General features: G+C 62.8%; 13 protein-coding genes. 6 read left to right on the forward strand and 7 right to left on the reverse strand.

All coding sequences use genetic code 11. The features are described from left to right. Positions 1-87: 87 nt before the first annotated feature. Positions 88-1368 carry an adenosylmethionine--8-amino-7-oxononanoate transaminase gene (gene bioA, locus B5T_RS02375; protein WP_014992853.1) on the forward strand — a complete coding sequence of 427 codons (1281 nt, stop codon included), beginning with the start codon at positions 88-90 and terminating at the stop codon, positions 1366-1368. A 69-nt stretch (positions 1369-1437) separates the two neighbouring features. Here the strand turns inward: bioA and B5T_RS02380 are convergent. Continuing rightward, positions 1438-2612 (reverse strand): IS3 family transposase gene (locus tag B5T_RS02380; RefSeq protein ID WP_085942833.1). Its coding sequence is split into 2 segments (ribosomal slippage): positions 1438-2321 and positions 2321-2612, totalling 1176 coding nucleotides; the frame shifts between segments, so codons are not numbered across the junction. Between the two features lie 261 nt (positions 2613-2873). Here B5T_RS02380 and B5T_RS02390 point away from each other — a divergent pair. The 5 genes from B5T_RS02390 (at position 2874) to B5T_RS02410 (ending at position 10252) form a co-directional block, all read left to right on the forward strand. Next, the gene (locus tag B5T_RS02390; protein WP_014992856.1) at positions 2874-4496 is read left to right on the forward strand and encodes an acyl-CoA carboxylase subunit beta; all 1623 of its coding nucleotides are present in this window, start codon (positions 2874-2876) and stop codon (positions 4494-4496) included. Between the two features lie 16 nt (positions 4497-4512). Then, complete coding sequence (locus B5T_RS02395; RefSeq protein ID WP_014992857.1) at positions 4513-6498, forward strand: acetyl/propionyl/methylcrotonyl-CoA carboxylase subunit alpha; 1986 nt, start codon at positions 4513-4515, stop codon at positions 6496-6498. After that, positions 6495-7274, forward strand: coding sequence for an enoyl-CoA hydratase/isomerase family protein (locus B5T_RS02400; protein WP_014992858.1), 780 nt, complete (start codon positions 6495-6497; stop codon positions 7272-7274). Before B5T_RS02395 ends, B5T_RS02400 begins: the two co-directional genes overlap by 4 nt. A 45-nt stretch (positions 7275-7319) precedes the next feature. Next, a complete protein-coding gene (locus B5T_RS02405; protein ID WP_014992859.1) occupies positions 7320-8921 on the forward strand; it encodes a class I adenylate-forming enzyme family protein in 1602 nt (533 codons plus the stop codon). 560 nt (positions 8922-9481) lie between these two features. Next, entirely contained in the window at positions 9482-10252 is a 771-nt protein-coding gene (locus B5T_RS02410; protein WP_014992860.1) for an FKBP-type peptidyl-prolyl cis-trans isomerase, read from the forward strand. A gap of 46 nt (positions 10253-10298) precedes the next feature. On the opposite strand, the gene rsd is transcribed toward B5T_RS02410, so the two are convergent. The 6 genes from rsd to B5T_RS02440 all read right to left on the reverse strand — a co-directional run bounded on the left by rsd (position 10299) and on the right by B5T_RS02440 (position 17103). Continuing rightward, positions 10299-10790 (reverse strand): sigma D regulator, encoded by a 492-nt coding sequence (rsd, locus tag B5T_RS02415; protein ID WP_014992861.1) that lies wholly within the window; start codon positions 10788-10790, stop codon positions 10299-10301. Positions 10791-11097: 307 nt separating this feature from the next. Next, positions 11098-11805 carry an LrgB family protein gene (locus tag B5T_RS02420; protein WP_014992862.1) on the reverse strand — a complete coding sequence of 236 codons (708 nt, stop codon included), beginning with the start codon at positions 11803-11805 and terminating at the stop codon, positions 11098-11100. After that, the gene (locus tag B5T_RS02425; RefSeq protein ID WP_014992863.1) at positions 11798-12172 is read right to left on the reverse strand and encodes a CidA/LrgA family protein; all 375 of its coding nucleotides are present in this window, start codon (positions 12170-12172) and stop codon (positions 11798-11800) included. Before B5T_RS02425 ends, B5T_RS02420 begins: the two co-directional genes overlap by 8 nt. 203 nt (positions 12173-12375) lie before the next feature. After that, positions 12376-12879 carry a disulfide bond formation protein B gene (locus B5T_RS02430; RefSeq protein WP_014992864.1) on the reverse strand — a complete coding sequence of 168 codons (504 nt, stop codon included), beginning with the start codon at positions 12877-12879 and terminating at the stop codon, positions 12376-12378. Between the two features lie 192 nt (positions 12880-13071). Continuing rightward, on the reverse strand, positions 13072-14640 hold the full coding sequence (gshA, locus tag B5T_RS02435; RefSeq protein WP_014992865.1) for a glutamate--cysteine ligase: 1569 nt from the start codon (positions 14638-14640) through the stop codon (positions 13072-13074). 126 nt (positions 14641-14766) lie between these two features. Further along, positions 14767-17103, reverse strand: coding sequence for a Tex family protein (locus B5T_RS02440; protein WP_014992867.1), 2337 nt, complete (start codon positions 17101-17103; stop codon positions 14767-14769). Positions 17104-17230: the final 127 nt, after the last annotated feature.

A 17230-nucleotide genomic window follows, 5' to 3' on the forward strand; every position in this document is an offset into this window, starting at 1 on the left:
GCATTGGCGCGGGTCTTGGCATGGTGCTCGGGCTTTCCCATAAACAACTGTCCCCGTAAACAGTCGTCCCCTTAAATAGGTAGTCCCATGGCCTCCATCGACCTCGATTTCGACCGCGATCATCTCTGGCATCCCTACACTTCCACCTCCCGGCCCTTGCCGGTGTACCCGGTACGCGCCGCCGAAGGCGTCTACCTGGAGCTGGAAGACGGGCGCCGGCTGGTGGATGGTATGTCGTCCTGGTGGGCGGCGATCCACGGCTATAACCACCCGCGTCTGAATCAGGCCCTGCGCGACCAGACCGAACGCATGGCCCACGTGATGTTCGGCGGCATCACCCACGAGCCGGCGGTGGAACTGGGGAAGCGGCTGGTGGCGTTGACCCCCACCGAGCTGACCAAGGTATTTCTGGCGGACAGTGGTTCGGTGTCGGTGGAAGTGGCGATCAAGATGGCGCTGCAATACTGGATGAGCCAGGGCAAGACCGGCAAACACCGGTTGCTGGCGCTGCGCAACGGCTATCATGGCGACACCTTCGGGGCCATGGCGGTGTGCGATCCGGTCAACGGCATGCACGACCTGTTCAGCGGCATTCTGCCGCGGCATTACTTCGCCGAGGCGCCCTCGGTGCGGTTCGACGGCGTTTGGGACGATAGCGCTCTGGACTCCGTGCGCGCGCAACTGGAGCAGCACGCGGACGAGATCGCCGCGCTGATTCTGGAACCGGTGGTGCAGGGGGCCGGCGGTATGCGGCTGTACCATCCGGAGTTCCTGAAAGGCTGCCGCCGGCTGTGCGACGAGCACGGCGTGCTGCTGATTTTCGATGAGATCGCCACCGGTTTCGGCCGCAGCGGCAAACTGTTCGCCCTGGAACACGCCGATGTGGTGCCGGATATCCTCTGCCTAGGCAAGGCCATTACCGGCGGCTACATGACCCTCGCCGCCACCCTTTGCAGTGATCGCGTGGCCGCCGGCATTTGCGACGGTCAGGCCGGCGTCCTGATGCATGGCCCGACGTTCATGGGCAATCCGCTCGCCTGCGCGGTGGCCAACGCCAGCATAGACCTGTTGCTGGAAAGTCCCTGGCAGCAGCGCGTACAGGCCATCGAAGCGCAGTTACGCACGGAACTGACACCCTGCCTGGAATCCGACAAAGTGGCGGATGTGCGCGTGCTCGGCGCCATCGGCGTGGTGGAACTCAAGCAGCCCTGCGATGTGGGCCAGGTGCAGAAGCAGCTGGTGGACCTGGGTGTCTGGATCCGTCCGTTCGGCAAACTGCTTTACATCATGCCCCCGTTCATCATCGAGCCGGAGCAACTGAGGCAACTGACTCACGCCATGCGGGTGGTGAGCCAATTAGAGAGTTGACAATTGACAGTGGACAGTTGACAGCGCAAAACGAAGAGACTGGACTGGCCCCATTTAAGTAGACACCGATTATAAAGTAGCCGCATAGTCGTTGGGGGTGAGCCCTCCCAACGTCATGTGGCGCCGTACTTTGGGGTAGAAGTGGTCCGTATAGTACTGGATTTCATCGGCCATTTCGTCCCGGCCGATCAACCCTAGACGCTTCGTCCACTCCTTCTTCAACAAGGCGAAGAAGCTCTCCGCACAGGCGTTATCCCAGCAGTTGCCCGGGCGCGACATGCTGATCGTGACATCCCGGTCATTGAGCCAGCCCATCACCGCCTCGTTGCGGTATTGGACGCCCTGATCCGAGTGGAACAGCAGGTCTTTTCCTCGAGGCTGACGGCACGCCCAGGCCTGCTCCAGAGCACGCAGCACCAGGCCCGAGTCGTTGACCCGCCCCAGCGCTCGACCCACCACCTGACGGGTGCACAGGTCCAAGATCACCGCCACATACAGCCAACCCTCCTGACACGGCAGTTGGGTAATATCCGACACCCACACCTGGTTGGGGTGAGCTACATTGAACTGACGGTTCAGCAGGTTCGGTAGCACTGGCAACCCGCTGCTGGGGCGCCGATGCCCCGGTTTCGTCGCCACGCTAGAACGGTATCCGCAGGCCCGTAGCAGCCGTTGAACCTGATTCTTGCCGCAGGCAAAGCCTGCCGCCTGCGCATCCAACCACAGCTTGCGGTAACCCGGCACCCCATCCTGTTGTTTCGCCTGCTCCAGCAGGAACGTCTGCAAGGTCCGCCACCGTTGGCGCCGGGCGCTGGGCCGGCAGGGGGCGTGGCACCACCGGTAATACCCCGCCCGAGATACGTCGAGTACTTCGCACAACACCGTCACTGGCCAGCGGTCACGGTGCCCGTCAATGAAGGCAAACCTCATTTCTGGAGCTTGGCGAAGTACTCGTCCGCCTTTTTTAGGATGTCCCTCTCCATCTCCGCCCGTTTCAGCTGTTTCTTCAGGCGGGCATTTTCCCGCTCCAGCTCCTCAAGGCTCTTGGTCGGGCCCGCATTACGGACCGGTTTCTTGGAGGATGACTTACCCACAATCCACTCCTGCCGCCAGCGGCTCAGTAAGGTCGGATGAACCCCTAGTTTGGCAGCGATCTGTCTTTGTGTCTGTGGGCTGGACAGCGAGGCCTCAACGGCCTCGCGTTTGAACGCGTCACTAAACCGACGCTTGCTGCGAAATTGCATACACCTTCCTCGTTAATGAAGGTGTCTACTTTTTTGGGGCCGGTTCAGACAAAACAGGGGCTAAAGATCACTCGTTTTTGTTCTTCCGTTTTTTCTTTTCGCTGTCAACTGTCAACTGTCAACTATCCACTGTCAACTTTCCTTCCCCCCATAGCTATTTTTCGCAAGACCCGCCGCTTTGCCGCTGCGTAGGCTACCAGAACTGTTTTGACACCAAGGCACCGGTGATCCCCGGTGCCGACAGACTGGGAAGCCCTTTTCATGGCAGTACTCGAAACCCAAGTGTCCTCCGCGGACGCCACTTTCCGCGAAAACCGGGCCGGTATGGAGGCTCTGCTGACGCGTTTGCGCTCGGTGGAGCAACGGACCCGGGACAAGTCCGCCGCCGCCAAGGGGCGCTTTGAAAAACGCGGGCAGTTGCTGCCGCGTGAGCGCGTGGCGCTGGTGCTGGACCCCGGCGCCCCTTTTCTGGAACTGGCTACCCTGGCCGGCTACGGCATGGACAACTCCGATCCGGAGAAAACCATCCCTGGCGGCGGTAATATCGCCGGTATCGGTTATGTCCGCGGCGTGCGCTGCATGATCCTCGCCACCGATTCCGGCATCGACGCCGGTGCCGCCCAGCCCATGGGGCTGGACAAGGTGCTGCGGGTGCAGGAGCTGGCACTGGAAAACAAGCTGCCGTACGTACAACTGGTGGAAAGCGCCGGTGCCAACCTGCTCAAGTACCGGGTCGAAGAGTTCATCATGGGCGGCTCCTCGTTTCGTAACCTGGCGCGTCTGTCCGCCGCTGGTCTGCCGGTGGTGACCGTCACGCACGGTTCCTCCACCGCCGGCGGCGCATACCAGACTGGACTGTCGGACTACATCATCATGGTGCGCGGCCGCTCCAAGGCCTTCCTGGCCGGTCCGCCGTTGCTGAAGGCGGCTACCGGTGAAGAAGCCACCGATGAGGAACTGGGCGGGGCCGAGATGCACACCACCTTGTCCGGTCTGGGGGACTACCTGGCCGAGGATGATCGCGACGCTCTGCGTCTGGTACGCGACATCATGGGCAAGCTGGACTGGAACCGGGATATCCCGGCGGCGGTGGCCGAACCGGCTCCGCCGCCCCGTTACGACGGCGAGGAACTGCTCGGCATCATGCCCATGGACCACAAAAGACCGGTGGATATGAAGGAGGTGATCGCGCGCATCGTCGACGATTCCGACTTCCTCGAGTTCGGCGCCAACTACGGCCCCGCCACCGTCTGCGGGCAGGTGCGTATCGAAGGCATGGCACTGGGCATCATCACCAATAACGGGCCGATCGATCCCGCCGGGGCGACCAAGGCCACCCATTTTATTCAGGCCTGTTGCCAGTCGCGCACGCCGATCCTGTATCTGAACAACACCACCGGCTTTATTGTCGGCAAGGACTATGAGCAGGCCGGCATCATCAAACATGGCTCCAAGATGATCCAGGCGGTGACCAACGCCACCGTGCCGCAAATTACCCTGTACTGCGGTGCGTCCTTCGGCGCCGGTAATTACGGCATGTGCGGCCGGGGCTTTCATCCGCGTTTCTGTTTCTCCTGGCCCAACGCCAAGACCGCGGTGATGGGCGGGGAGCAGGCCGCCCGCACCATGAGCATCGTCACCGAATCGGCGGCCAAGCGCCGTGGCCAGGAAGTGGACCGTGCCGCCCTGGAGGACCTGGAAGGGCGCATCATCGACACCTTTGAAAGACAAATGGATGTGTTCGCCACCAGCGGACGCTTGCTGGATGACGGTGTCATTGACCCGCGCGATACCCGCGGTGTGCTCGCCTACGTGCTGTCCATCTGCCGTGAGGCGGAGCAGCGGCAAACCCAGCCGATGCAATTCTCCGTGGCCCGTCCCTGATCCGAGCGGTAACGATATGAGCAAAGCGACCCCTTTCAGCAAGATACTGATCGCCAACCGTGGCGAAATTGCCCTGCGCGTCCAACGTAGCGCCAGGGAACTGGGCTACCGCACGGTGGCGGTCTATTCCCGCGCCGACCGTGATGCCCGCCACGTCCTGGAGGCGGACCAGGCGGTTTGCATCGGCGAGGCCCTGCCGGCGCAGTCCTATCTGAATATCGACAACATCATCGATGCCGCCAGACGCGCCGGCGCCGACGCGGTGCATCCCGGTTACGGCTTTCTGGCGGAGAATCCGGCGCTGGCGAGGGCGTGCGCCGACGCCGGGCTGGTGTTCATCGGTCCCTCCGCCGAGGCCATCGAAGCCATGGGGCACAAGGCCCGCGCCAAGCTGTTGATGGAGCAGGCCGGCGTGCCCTGCGTGCCCGGTTATCAGGGCCAGGACCAAAGTGAACAACGGCTGCACCGGGAAGCGGATGACATCGGCTACCCGGTGATGATCAAAGCCACCGCCGGTGGTGGCGGGCGCGGCATGCGTCTGGTGGAAAGCACGGACACTTTTCTGGAGGCGTTGGCCAGCGCCCGTTCGGAGGCGCAAAGCGCTTTTGGCGATCCGGAGGTGATTTTGGAGAAAGCCATCGTCGAACCGAGGCATGTGGAAATCCAGGTGGTGGCGGACCGTCACGGCAAGGCGCTGCATTTCGGTGAGCGGGATTGTTCGGTGCAGCGCCGTCATCAGAAGGTGGTGGAGGAAGCGCCATCCCCGGCGGTGGATCAGGCGTTGCGTGAGCAGATGGGCGAGACCGCCGTGCGGGCGGTGCGGGCCATCGGCTATGAAGGTGCCGGTACGCTGGAATTCCTGCTGGATGGCGAGGGCCGCTTCTACTTCATGGAAATGAACACGCGCCTGCAGGTGGAACACCCGGTCACCGAGGCGATCACCGGTGTCGATCTGGTCGCCCTGCAATTGCGGGTGGCCGCCGGAGAGCCCCTGGCTCTGGAACAGGAGGACATCCGCTTCCGGGGACACGCTATCGAAGTACGTCTCTGCGCGGAAAGTCCGCGCCAGGGCTTCATGCCGCAAAGTGGCACCCTGGTGCGCTGGCGCGCGCCGCGAACCCTGCGGGTAGACAGCGCCTTGCAGGACGGCGCCGAGGTGCCACCGTTCTATGACTCCATGGTGGCCAAGTTGATCGCCTGGGGCGAGAACCGCGACGAAGCCCGCCGCCGTCTGGCCACGGGTCTGGAAGAACTGGTGGCGCTGGGCGTGGAAACCAACCAGGGCTTTCTGGCGCGCTGCCTGCGCGACCCGGTGTTCGCCGCTGGCGAAGCCACTACCGCTTTCGTGGAACAGCGGCAGGGCGACTTGCTGCACCAGGATGAGGAACACGGACAGCAACTGCAGGCGCTGGCCGCCGCTTTGTTGTATCTCACCGACAGCGGGGCCGGCAGTGCCAGATCCGGCTTGTCTTCCCGGTTGCCGCTGATCGTGCGCTATCAACTGCGTGACGAAGACGGCGCCGCCACCCTGACCCGCTTGCAGTCGGATCGTTTGCAGGTGGTCATCGACGACGTCGTCACGGCATTCGGGCTGCTCGGTTTCACCGCTGAAGGAGTGCGGCTGGAACGCGACGGCGTGGTGGAGACGGTAGCGCTGGAGCGTCGTGGAGACGTGTTGTACTTCCTCCATGACGGCGAAGGCTACGCGGTAACGGACTGTACCTACGCCGCCGCTGCCCGGGGCGCCGTTGATGGTGGCGACGGCCGGGTGCGGGCGTCCATGAACGGTCGCCTGGTGTCGGTGGCGGTCCGCGAAGGTCAGCGGGTGGAAGCCGGCGAAGCGGTGCTCACGCTGGAAGCGATGAAGATGGAGCACGTGCACCGGGCCGGCGTCGGCGGTGTGGTCTCGGTGATCAGCGCCGCCGAAGGGGATCAGGTGGCCGCCGGCCGGGTGTTGGTGGAAATCGAAGCGGATGCCAGTGAGGAGAGCAAACCGGAATGAGTACGGAACAAGCGGTATTACTGGAGAAACGTGGCCGGGCGCTGTGGATCACGGTGAACCGGCCGGAGAAACGCAACGCCATTAATCAGGCGGTGATCGATGGTATCCGTCAGGGCTATGAACAGGCTCAGGCGGATCCTCAGGTGCGTGTGATCGTACTTACCGGCAGCGGCGACAAGGCCTTTTGCGCCGGCGCTGATCTGCGCCCCGGAGAGGGGTTTGTCTTCGATTACGCCAAGCCCAATGCCGACTACGCCGATCTGATGCGTCTCGCCAGCCATTGCACGGTGCCGAGCATTGCCCGGGTGAACGGGGTCTGCATGGCCGGTGGCATGGGATTGCTGTGCATGACCGACATGGCGGTGGCGGTGGACACGGTACGCTTCGGGTTGCCGGAAGTGAAGATCGGGGTCTTCCCGATGCAGGTGTTGAGCTTGCTACAACGGCTGGTGCCGCAGCGGGTGCTGCGTGAATGGTGCTTCACTGGTGAACCTTTCACCGCCGACGAAGCGTTGCAGGCGGGGCTGGTCAATCATTTGGCGCCGGCGGAGGAACTGGACGCCAAGGTCGAGTGGTTGATTGACCGTCTGGTGGACAAATCCCCCACCGCTATCCGCCGGGGCAAGTACGCGTTACGTGCCATAGAGGCGATGTCCTTCGATCAGGCCATCGCCTACACCGAAACCCAGATCGCCACCCTCGCACTTACCGAGGATGCCAAGGAGGGCCTGGCCGCATTCAATGAGAAGCGCGCGCCGGATTGGCCCGGGCGGTAGCTGCCCGGCCTGTTCCCATAAGCACAACAACAGGAGAGCCGTATCATGACAGTGAATCTCGACGAAGAAGCTTTCGGCCGGCATATGGTGGACCGGGTCTGTGTCGGTGACATGAGCACCCGGGCCGCGGATCTGTTTCCGGACAGAGTGGCGTTGGTTTGTGGCGAGCAAAGCCTTACTTACGGTGAACTGGATCGGCGCGCGAATCGTCTGGGCAGTGCCTTGCTGGGCCTGGGTTTGAAGCGTCAGGACGTGGTCGGAGTGATGGCCGGCAACTGCCTGGAAATCCTGATCACTTATCTCGCCTGCGCCAAGGCCGGGTTGATCTGTGCGCCGGCCAATCTGGGGCTGCGTCCCTCGGAAATCGCCTATTGCTTCCAGGATGCCGCGGCGAAGGTGCTGATCGTGCAGGATCAGTTGCTGGCGGCGGCGACGGAACTGGTGCCGTCGTTGCCGGAGCTTCAGGGCGTTTATTGGACCGGAGAGCGGGCGCCGGAGAATCTGCCCAAGGATGCGGGCTCGTTCGACGGGTTGCTGGAGCAAGGCGACGATGGCGAGTTGCAAGTGCCGGTGTTTGATCGTGACGCGGTGCAACTGCTGTACACCAGCGGCACCACCGCGTTGCCCAAGGGCGTGCTCACCAGCCATCTGGCGGTGACCATGGCCGGGCTGTCCGGGGCGCTTGCCCATCAAGCCGATCACAACACCAGGGCACTGGTGGTGCTGCCGCTGTTTCATTGCGCCATGCTCAATTCCATGACCGTGCCCATGTTCACGGTGGGGGCTCAGGTGATTCTGGCGCCGGGATTCGATACACCGGAAAACATGCTGGCTCTGATCGAAAAGCACCGGGCCAATGTGATCATGTTTCTGCCGATGATGTACGGGCAGTTGCTGGACGCCGCGGCGCGCGGCAGCCATGACCTGACCTCGGTGACGCGGGCGGTCTATGCCATGGCGCCGATGCCGGATGAACGGCTGCGCGCTCTGCACGAGTTGTTCCCCAATGCCGATGTGGTGCTCGGGTCCGGCCAGACCGAATTCACCCCGGCCACCTGCATGCAGCGGCCGGAGCATCAGTGGAGCAAGGCCGCCACCTGGGGCACCGCCACCGCCATGACGCGGGTGGCGATCATGGACGACCTGGGCCGCCTGTTGCCCCGTGGCGAGCCGGGGGAAATCGTCTATCGCGGACCGCAGACCATGAACGGCTATCTGAATCAGCCGGACAAGACCCGCGAGAGTTTTCAGCACGGTTGGTTTCACAGCGGCGACATTGCCTGGATGGACGAGGACGGCGCCATCTGGTTCACCGACCGCAAGAAGGACGTGATCAAGACCGGCGGCGAGAACGTGGCGTCGATCGAAGTGGAACGCTGTCTGATGGAGCATGAAACGGTGGCGGAAGCCGCGGTGGTGGGGCTACCCCATGAACACTGGGGGGAAGCGATCACCGCGGTGGTGATTCTCAAACCTGGTGCGCGGGCGGACGAAGAGCGGGTGCTGGAGCATTGCCGGGAGCGGCTGGCGGGCTTCAAGGTGCCCAAGGCGGTGCTGTTCACGGAAGAATTTCCACGCACTGGAACCGGCAAAGTGCAAAAGCACATGATTCGCTCCGAGCACGAGGCGTATTACCAGCCGGGCTGACGCTGGTTGACCCTATTCCTTACAACCTGACTACGAAGCCACTGTGGGAAGCTTGCTTGCAAGCGAATGGGCAACTGCCCTGGGGGAGTATTCGCGGCCAAGGCCGCTTCCCACAGCGATGGACCGCGAAGCCGCTCCTCTGTGGGCTGTCTTGGCAGCGAATCGGCGTGTAAGCCTCTAATCCCTGGCCGATTTGTGCTTACGCGCCGCCAAACCTCGTTATTTCCCTCCAAATGCTTGTTATTGCACGACATTGACACGGTTTTCCTCGCCAGGGTTTTGACAGCCGTTTCGCCACGGGCAGAATGAAGGCTGACTGGAACTCTTGGGGGAAATGCCGGTCAGCTTCAGACGTTACATCTTTGTTTCTCCTGTTGGTCGGGGTGTTTTCGGTTCCGTTGGACCATGGCGACCCCCGACCCTTGTCGGCGTTCACGGTTTAGCGCTGGCGCGAGGGGGCGGGAAACTGGCAGTATGGCCAGATTCCGCCGCCGGGTGCTGGGGCGCGGCCGTTACTTCGGCGGGCGAGCGGGAAATAACCACAGGCCAATGGAGGCAGAATGAAAAAGTTGGGAATCGTGCTGGCCGGTACCGTCCTGGTGGCGGCTTGCGGTCAACAGGACGGCGGTGAGGATGCCGCCAAGGTGGAGATCAAGACGGACGACCAGAAAGCGTCCTACGCACTGGGTTATCGCAGTGCCGAGCAAATGAGTGCCATGGAGGGACTGGATACCGAAGCGATGATTGCCGGTATCCGCGATGGTCACACTGGCACGGATTCCCGTCTTGGGGATGAGGACCTGAACCAGCTGATCCAGGACTTCCAGATGCGTCTGGTGGAAAAGCGCCAGGCCAAGCAGGAACAGGAAGCCGAGGATAACCTGAAGAAAGGCGAGCAATTCCTGGCCGAGAACGGTAAGCGTGACGGTGTTACCACCACCGACAGCGGATTGCAGTACGAAGTGCTGAAGTCCGGCGAGGAAGGCGCGCCGTCCCCCACCGTGGAGGACACCGTTACCGTGCATTACGAGGGCAGCACCACCGATGGTGAGGTGTTCGACAGCTCCATCGAGCGGGACCAGCCGGCCACGTTCGGTCTGGCCCACATTATCCCGGGTTGGCAGGAAGCGCTGCCGATGATGAAAGTCGGTGATAAGTGGAAGCTCTACCTGCCGGCGGAACTGGGCTACGGCAAGCAGGGCGCCGGTGGTGACATCGGGCCCAACGAAGTGCTGATCTTCGAAGTGGAGTTGCTGGGTATTCAGGGTCAGGGCGATGACGCCGCCGATGACCAGGCCGCGGAAGAGCCCGCGGCGGACGATGCCGAATAACACCGCCGTTCCGGCCGGCCCCGATGGGTCGGCCGGAAACCGCCAGCTACCCTTGCCCGGCTCGCGCCACTGGCTGCTGGTAAAGGCTCACTATCAGTTGATCTTCCAGGGCGAACCGCTCCTCCAGCGCCACCATCAAGCGCGCCACCCGTTCCGGTAACTCGGTCAGCCGCGTCATGCAGTGGGTCGGATTGTCGTAATCCTCATTGAACGCCAGTGCTTCCTCGGTGGAGGCATCCAGCCTCTGAATCAATTGTTCCGCCCACTGTGGTGGCCCGCTGCCGTAATGGCGCGCCGCTCGCACCAGGGCGTTATAGACCTCGAAATAACCCGCGCTGAGATAGTCCATCAGAACCTGACAGAGGTCCTGGATGCGTTGATGGATGGGGGGATCCGGTTCTTCCCGTGACGGCGTGTGGTCGACGCCCTGTACCTGGCAAAGGAGCACGATCAATTGCCGCCGCTCCTCCAGCCAGGCCTGTACCAGTGCCTCAATTTGCTGCCATTGGGCCAATGCTGTGGAACTGGAACTTGCCATTGTTCGCTCTCCTTTATTCGGGCATGGCTGACAGATTTTTTCCTTGGGGAAGTCGAGACTAGAACCGGCGAATAGCGGCTGGCAATGGGTGAGAATGGGACAGGATCCGGGTGAAGGGGAAAAAGCGCGGGGTATCAGTGGGTTGCCGTAAAAGATGATTTCTTCATAACCTTCTCGCGTTCTTATAAGTGTCGCGGCATAACGTTTTTCCGAGCCCGGATTTGGCGTGCCGGCGTGTTGCGTGTGAGTCTGCCTGCGAATGGTGGGACAGCAGTGGCCCTCTTCATACAGAAGAGGGCCGCGATACTCAGCCCATCAACGAGGAAACCCACGGCCAGATCCAGGGCAGGGCCAGGGCGGTCAGCAGGCCGGTCAGGCCCAGCGCCAGGCCGCCGAAAGCCCCCGCCTTTTCGCTGAACTCGAAGGCGCGGGCGGTGCCGATGGCGTGGGCCACCAATCCGAGGGCGAAACCGCGAATGCGGTCATCCTCCACCCGCAACAGCCGGAATACCGGGCCGGCGGCCAGGGCGCCGACGATGCCAGTGATCGCCACCGCGCCGGCGGCCAGGGAAACATCCCCATTGGTGACCCTCGCCACCTCGATGGCGATAGGCGTGGTGATGGATTTGGGCGCCAGGGAGCCGACCACGGTTTCCGGCGCGCCCAGCCACCAGGCCAGGCCCACCGCCAGCCCGGAGGCCAGCGCCGCGCCGATCACCACGGTGATCAGCAATGGCCGCCAGACGCTGCGCACGGTATGCAGCTGGCGATACAGCGGCCAGGCCAGGGCCACGGTGGCGGGGCCGAGCAGGAAGGAAATCAGAGCGGTCTGGTCACGGTATTCCTCGTAAGGCACGCCCACCAGCGGCAGCACGATGATGACCGGAATGGCGGCGACGATGAACGGGTGAAACAGCGCCAGGCTGTTGGATTTGGCGTAGGCCCATTGGGCGAAACGGTAGCTGGCCAGCGTCAGCAGCAATCCGAACAAAGGGGTGTGCAGCAGCTCAGCCATGGTGCGAATCTCCTCCACCGCCGCCGTGGGAAGAGCGCCGCAGCAGCACCTTCAACAACAGGGTCACCAGCACCAGAGCGATCAGAGTGCCGAATACCACCGATACCGCCAGAGCCAGGGCATTGTCCTGATAGCGATGCCATTGCAGCACGATGCCAACGCCGAGAGGAAAGATCAGCAAGGTGATATGGCGAATCAGGGCACCGGCGGCCTCGGAGACTTTATCCATCCCCGGTGCGCCCAGCATTAGCGCGAACAGCAGCAGGATCATGCCCACCACCGGTGCCGGCAGTGGCAGGCCGGTGAGGTGGATCAGCACCTCGCCAAGAAATTGAAACAACAACAGAATCAGCAGGCCATCAATCATCAGGATCTCCCGGAAGTCCCCAGCTCTGGACAAAGCCCGGAATCACGGCGCTGCGGACCTGGAGTGGTGAAACGGAGTATCAACGGGAATGGCCTGAACCAAGCCTGAAAGGCCCGCGTCGAGTGCCTCCCTGCAGCGTCGTGGCGCCTGGCCCGGAGGCATGAAGCCGGCGGCCAGCGAAAAGAGCCACCGGCGAGAACCGGTCAGGCGCGTAACGGACGGAACAATTGTACCAGGGCGAACAGCAACAGTCCGGCAAACACCACCAGCGACCAGCCGGGGATGCTCAGACCAAGAAAGGTCCAGCTGATTTCGGCGCACTCGCCGGAGCCGGACAGCACCTGCGCCAGGACGTCATGGAACGGAAACACGTCGAGCATGTAATCCAGACCGGGACCACAGCCGGGCACCTGATCCGGCGGCAGGCTTTGCAGCCACAGATGGCGGATGGCGATGCCGCCTCCCACCAGCGCGGCGAGAGCCGTGAGTACGGCATAGAGACGTACGCCGATGCCTCGCGGACCGTGCAGGAACGCCACCAGCAGAATGGCCATCACCGCGAACACGGCGACGCGCTGGAAGATACACAGCGGGCAGGGCTCCAGGCCATCCACGTGCTGCAAATACAGGGCGCTGGCCATGGCGATAACACAGGCCAGCAGGGCGAGCCCGTTAAGGGCCCGGGGCGAAGGCAGTTTGGACCACATCGATTTGATTCCTTTCCAGCCTGTTTATTGTTCACCCTCTCCCACTCTCCTAAGACATGCGGGTTGTGCTTTTAGCTCCCCTCTCCCTTGAGGGGAGAGGGGCTGGGGGAGAGGGTGAGATGGACATGATGGTATGGAGTGCGGGACGGACACAATGGTTCCCCGCGCTATTGCCGTCAGTCCTTGCAACCATCAGTCCTTGAAATAGGTTTCCAGATAGCTTTCGAAATCCATGTCGTCCGCGGCTTCCCAGGCGGCCTGTTCGGTCAGGCTGTGCCGGGCCAGCGTGGCCAGTTGCGCCTCGCGGTCGGCATCCAGCGGCCGGGAACGGAAATGGTCTCTGTGGGCCAGAGCCTGGTTCATGGCGAACTGGAAGAAGGTCTGATCGCGGCTTTCCAGCTTGTCCATGATCTGCCCGGATGGCGTGGCGTCCGGTTCTTCCACCTTCAAACGCTGACGTTTCAAGGCATCGCAATAGTTGTTACCGCCATGACAGCGGTCGAACAACTCGGCGATCGGCACCATCTGGTCCAGTTTTTCCAGCGCCCACTGTTTCAACGTCACGCTCTCGCCCCAGTTATTCAGGGCCACGGAGGTGTCCCGGCCGTTGTAGACCACCTGACGCAGGTTGTCCTTACTGGCGTTCAGATCGCAGCTTTCCAACTGCGGCGAGGTGCGCAACAGGCAATAGGTGGCGAACAGGTCGAGGAAGCGGATTTCCTGCTGGTTGATGCCCACCGGTTCGAACGGGTTGAGGTCCAGAGCACGGATCTCGATGTACTCGACGCCACGCCGCTTGAGCGCCAGGGTGGGGCGCTCCCCTTTGTTGATGGTCCTTTTGGGCCGGATCGAGGAGTAGTACTCGTTTTCGATTTGCAGGATGTTGGCGTTCAGCTGTTGATAGTCGCCGTTGGCATCCAGTACGCCGATGGCGTCGTAGGCCGGTTCCGGTGTTTTGATGGCGTGGGTCAGCGTCTCCACGTATTCGTCGAGGTTGTTGTAGCTGATCGCCAGGGACGACTGGGCGTTGTTCTGGTAGCCGAGATCACTCATCCGCAGGCTGGTGGCGTGGGGACGGTAGAGGCTGTGGTCGAAGCGCTCCAGCAGGTGGTGTTCGCGGCCGGCCAGGAACGACGCGCACAATGCCGGCGAAGCGCCGAACAGATACACCAGCAGCCAGGAGTAACGCTGGAAGTTGCGGGTCAGATCGAAGTAGCGCCGGGAGATGAAATCCTGCAGCGGCTCGTCACTGCCTTCCTGAGCCTGATGCAATTGCCAGAACGATTCCGGGAAGGAAAAGTTGTAGTGAATGCCGGCGATGGTCTGCATCTTGCGGCCGTAGCGGTGGCCCAGGCCGATCCGGTAGATATGCTTCATACGGCCCACGTTGGAGCTGCCGTAGCGGGCCACCGGCACTTCGTTGTCCTCTTTCACCCGGCAGGGCATGGAATTGACCCACAGCAACTCGTCACCGATGTGGCGGTAGGTGTAGCGGTGCAGTTGATCGAGGAATTCCAGCGGGCTGTGCAGATCGCTGCTGGCGGGGGTGATGAACTCCAGCAGCGCTTCGGAATAGTCCGTGGTGATGTAAGGGTGAGTCAGAGCCGAGCCGAGAGCCTCGGGGTGGTCGGTTTGCGCCAGGTTGCCATCGGTGCTGATGCGCAGGCTTTCTTTTTCGATGCCCCGGCGAATTCCCACCAGGGTGCTGGCGGCGTCGGAGTCCAGGAGGGCCTGAATGCGTTGACTGAGCAGGTCGGTCATGGGGCTGTCCCATTCTTGGGGCGGTGATCGGGGCGGTGTCGGTCCGCCGCCCGTGTTGATGATCCGTTACCGGCGGCGCGCCGCCGGTTTGGCCGGTACGCCGTCCGCGGGCTGCTTGGCGGAAGGTTAGCCGCGCTTCTTCTTTTGCTCCAGGGCCTTGGCGAAAGCCGCGCCCAGGGCGCCCTGTGGTGCCGCCGCCGGTTTGTTGCCGCCACCACGCTGCCGCTGGCCGCCCCGCCGGCCCTTGCCCGCCGGTGCGCCCTCGCTCTGACCAGCCTGACGCTCCTGGTGGTGATCGTCCATACGCATGGTCAGGCTGATGCGTTTGCGCGCCTGATCCACTTCCAGCACTTTCACTTTGACGATGTCGCCGGGGTTGACCACATCATGGGGATCCTCGACGAATTTGTCGGCCAGCGCCGACACGTGCACCAGACCGTCCTGATGCACGCCGATGTCGACGAAGGCGCCAAAGTTGGTGACGTTGGTTACCGCGCCTTCCAGGATCATGCCCGGCTTCAGGTCGGCCAGGGTTTCCACCCCTTCCTTGAACTCCGCCGCCTTGAATTCCGGGCGCGGGTCGCGGCCCGGCTTTTCCAGCTCGCCAAGGATGTCGGTGACGGTGGGCAGACCGAAATGCTCGTCAGTGAACTCGACCGGTTTGACGCTCTTCAGGAACGGGATGTCGCCGATCAGGTCCTTGATCGGGCGGTCGTGCTGCTTGGCGATCCGCTCCACCACCGGATAGGCCTCCGGGTGCACAGCGGAACCGTCCAGCGGGTTCGTACCGTTCATGACCCGCAGGAAGCCGGCGGCCTGTTCGAAGGTCTTTTCACCCAGACGCGGCACCTGCTTCAGAGCGTCACGATCGTTGAAGGCGCCGTTCTTCTCGCGGAAGCTGACGATGTTGCCGGCGATGGTGCTGTTGAGGCCGGCGATGCGCGCCAGCAGCGGCGCGCTGGCGGTGTTCACGTCCACGCCGACGGCGTTCACGCAGTCTTCCACCACCGCATCCAGGGAGCGCGACAGCTTCACCTGGCTGACGTCGTGCTGGTACTGGCCGACGCCGATGGATTTCGGGTCGATCTTGACCAACTCCGCCAGCGGGTCCTGCAGACGGCGGGCGATGGACACGGCGCCGCGGAAGGACACATCCAGTTCCGGGAATTCCCGCGCCGCCAGCTCGGAGGCGGAGTACACCGAGGCGCCGGCCTCGGACACCATGATCTTCTGAATCTGCTGCTTGTCCTTGAGCGCCTTGACCAGTTCGCCGGCCAGCTTGTCGGTTTCGCGGCTGGCGGTGCCGTTGCCGATCGCCACCAGATCCACCTGATGCTTGACGCTCAGTTTGGTCAGCGCCGCCAGGGACTGTGCCCACTGATTTTTCGGCACGTGCGGAAAAATCGTGGTGTGTTCCAGCAACTTGCCGGTAGCGTCCACCACCACCACCTTGACCCCGGTACGCAGCCCCGGGTCCAGGCCCATGGTGGCCTTCGGACCCGCCGGAGAGGCCATCAGCAGGCTCTTGAGGTTGCGGGCGAACACCTGGATCGCCTCTTCCTCGGCCAGTTCGCGCACGCGGCCGAGCAGTTCGGTTTCCAGATGGGTGTTGAGTTTGATCTTCCAGGTCCAGCGCATCACCTCGCCGAGCCAGGTATCGGCGGCGCGGCCCTGATCGCGCCAGCCGGCCACTTCGCGGACCATGGCCACGCAGGGATGGGGTTCGGCGCTTTCCAGTTCTTCCGGCAGCACCATGGCGACGTGCAGCACGCCTTCGTTGCGGCCGCGAAACAGCGCCAGGGCACGGTGGCTGGGAATGTTCTTGAGTGCTTCCTGGTGTTCGAAGTAGTCGCGGAACTTGGCGCCTGCTTCTTCCTTGCCGTCGGCCACCCGGGACTGGATCTGGGCCCGCTCCCAAAGGAAGGTGCGCATGCGGGTGAGCAGTTCGGCGTTCTCGGCGAAGCGCTCCATCAGGATCTGCTTGGCGCCGTCCAGGGCGTCCTTGGCGGAAGCGATCTTGTGTTCTTCGTTGAGGTAAGCGGCGGCCTCGCTATCCGGGTCCAGGCCGGGATCGTTCAGCAGAGCGTCCGCCAGAGGCTCCAGGCCGGCCTCGCGGGCCATCTGCGCGCGGGTGCGGCGCTTGGGCTTGTACGGCAGATACAGATCCTCGAGCCGGGTCTTGGTGTCCGCCTCGCGGATCGCCTTTGCAAGCTCCGGGGTCAGCTTCTCCTGCTCGTCGATGCTCTTGAGGATCGCCTCGCGGCGCTCCTCCAGTTCGCGCAGGTAGCGCAGCCGCTCTTCCAGGTTCCGCAACTGGGTGTCATCCAGCCCGCCGGTGGCCTCTTTCCGGTAACGGGCGATAAACGGCACGGTGGCCCCTTCGTCCAGCAGGGCCACGGCGGCGGTCACCTGTTGCGGCTGGGCGTTGAGTTCCTGGGCGATGATCTGTTCGATGCTCTGCATGGGTATTCCTGGATTGCACGCTGATCCGCATCACGCCGGCGTTTCCGGCACGTATATAAGAAACGACCGGAATCATAGGGAATGACTCCGGCCGTTCATAGATTGACTTGCCAGGATGGCTGTGGTT

Origin of the sequence: Alloalcanivorax dieselolei B5, from assembly GCF_000300005.1 — a bacterium.
GTDB lineage: Bacteria > Pseudomonadota > Gammaproteobacteria > Pseudomonadales > Alcanivoracaceae > Alloalcanivorax > Alloalcanivorax dieselolei.

Excerpts from the sequence above, each read along its gene's own strand:
- B5T_RS02420 (WP_014992862.1), bottom strand. The coding sequence starts at position 11,805 with ATGGCTGAGCTGCTGCACACCCCTTTGTTCGGATTGCTGCTGACGCTG.
- B5T_RS02400 (WP_014992858.1), top strand. The coding sequence starts at position 6,495 with ATGAGTACGGAACAAGCGGTATTACTGGAGAAACGTGGCCGGGCGCTG.
- B5T_RS02430 (WP_014992864.1), bottom strand. The coding sequence starts at position 12,879 with ATGTGGTCCAAACTGCCTTCGCCCCGGGCCCTTAACGGGCTCGCCCTG.
- rsd (WP_014992861.1), bottom strand. The coding sequence starts at position 10,790 with ATGGCAAGTTCCAGTTCCACAGCATTGGCCCAATGGCAGCAAATTGAG.
- bioA (WP_014992853.1), top strand. The coding sequence starts at position 88 with ATGGCCTCCATCGACCTCGATTTCGACCGCGATCATCTCTGGCATCCC.
- gshA (WP_014992865.1), bottom strand. The coding sequence starts at position 14,640 with ATGACCGACCTGCTCAGTCAACGCATTCAGGCCCTCCTGGACTCCGAC.
- B5T_RS02440 (WP_014992867.1), bottom strand. The coding sequence starts at position 17,103 with ATGCAGAGCATCGAACAGATCATCGCCCAGGAACTCAACGCCCAGCCG.
- B5T_RS02390 (WP_014992856.1), top strand. The coding sequence starts at position 2,874 with ATGGCAGTACTCGAAACCCAAGTGTCCTCCGCGGACGCCACTTTCCGC.
- B5T_RS02395 (WP_014992857.1), top strand. The coding sequence starts at position 4,513 with ATGAGCAAAGCGACCCCTTTCAGCAAGATACTGATCGCCAACCGTGGC.
- B5T_RS02410 (WP_014992860.1), top strand. The coding sequence starts at position 9,482 with ATGAAAAAGTTGGGAATCGTGCTGGCCGGTACCGTCCTGGTGGCGGCT.
- B5T_RS02405 (WP_014992859.1), top strand. The coding sequence starts at position 7,320 with ATGACAGTGAATCTCGACGAAGAAGCTTTCGGCCGGCATATGGTGGAC.
- B5T_RS02425 (WP_014992863.1), bottom strand. The coding sequence starts at position 12,172 with ATGATTGATGGCCTGCTGATTCTGTTGTTGTTTCAATTTCTTGGCGAG.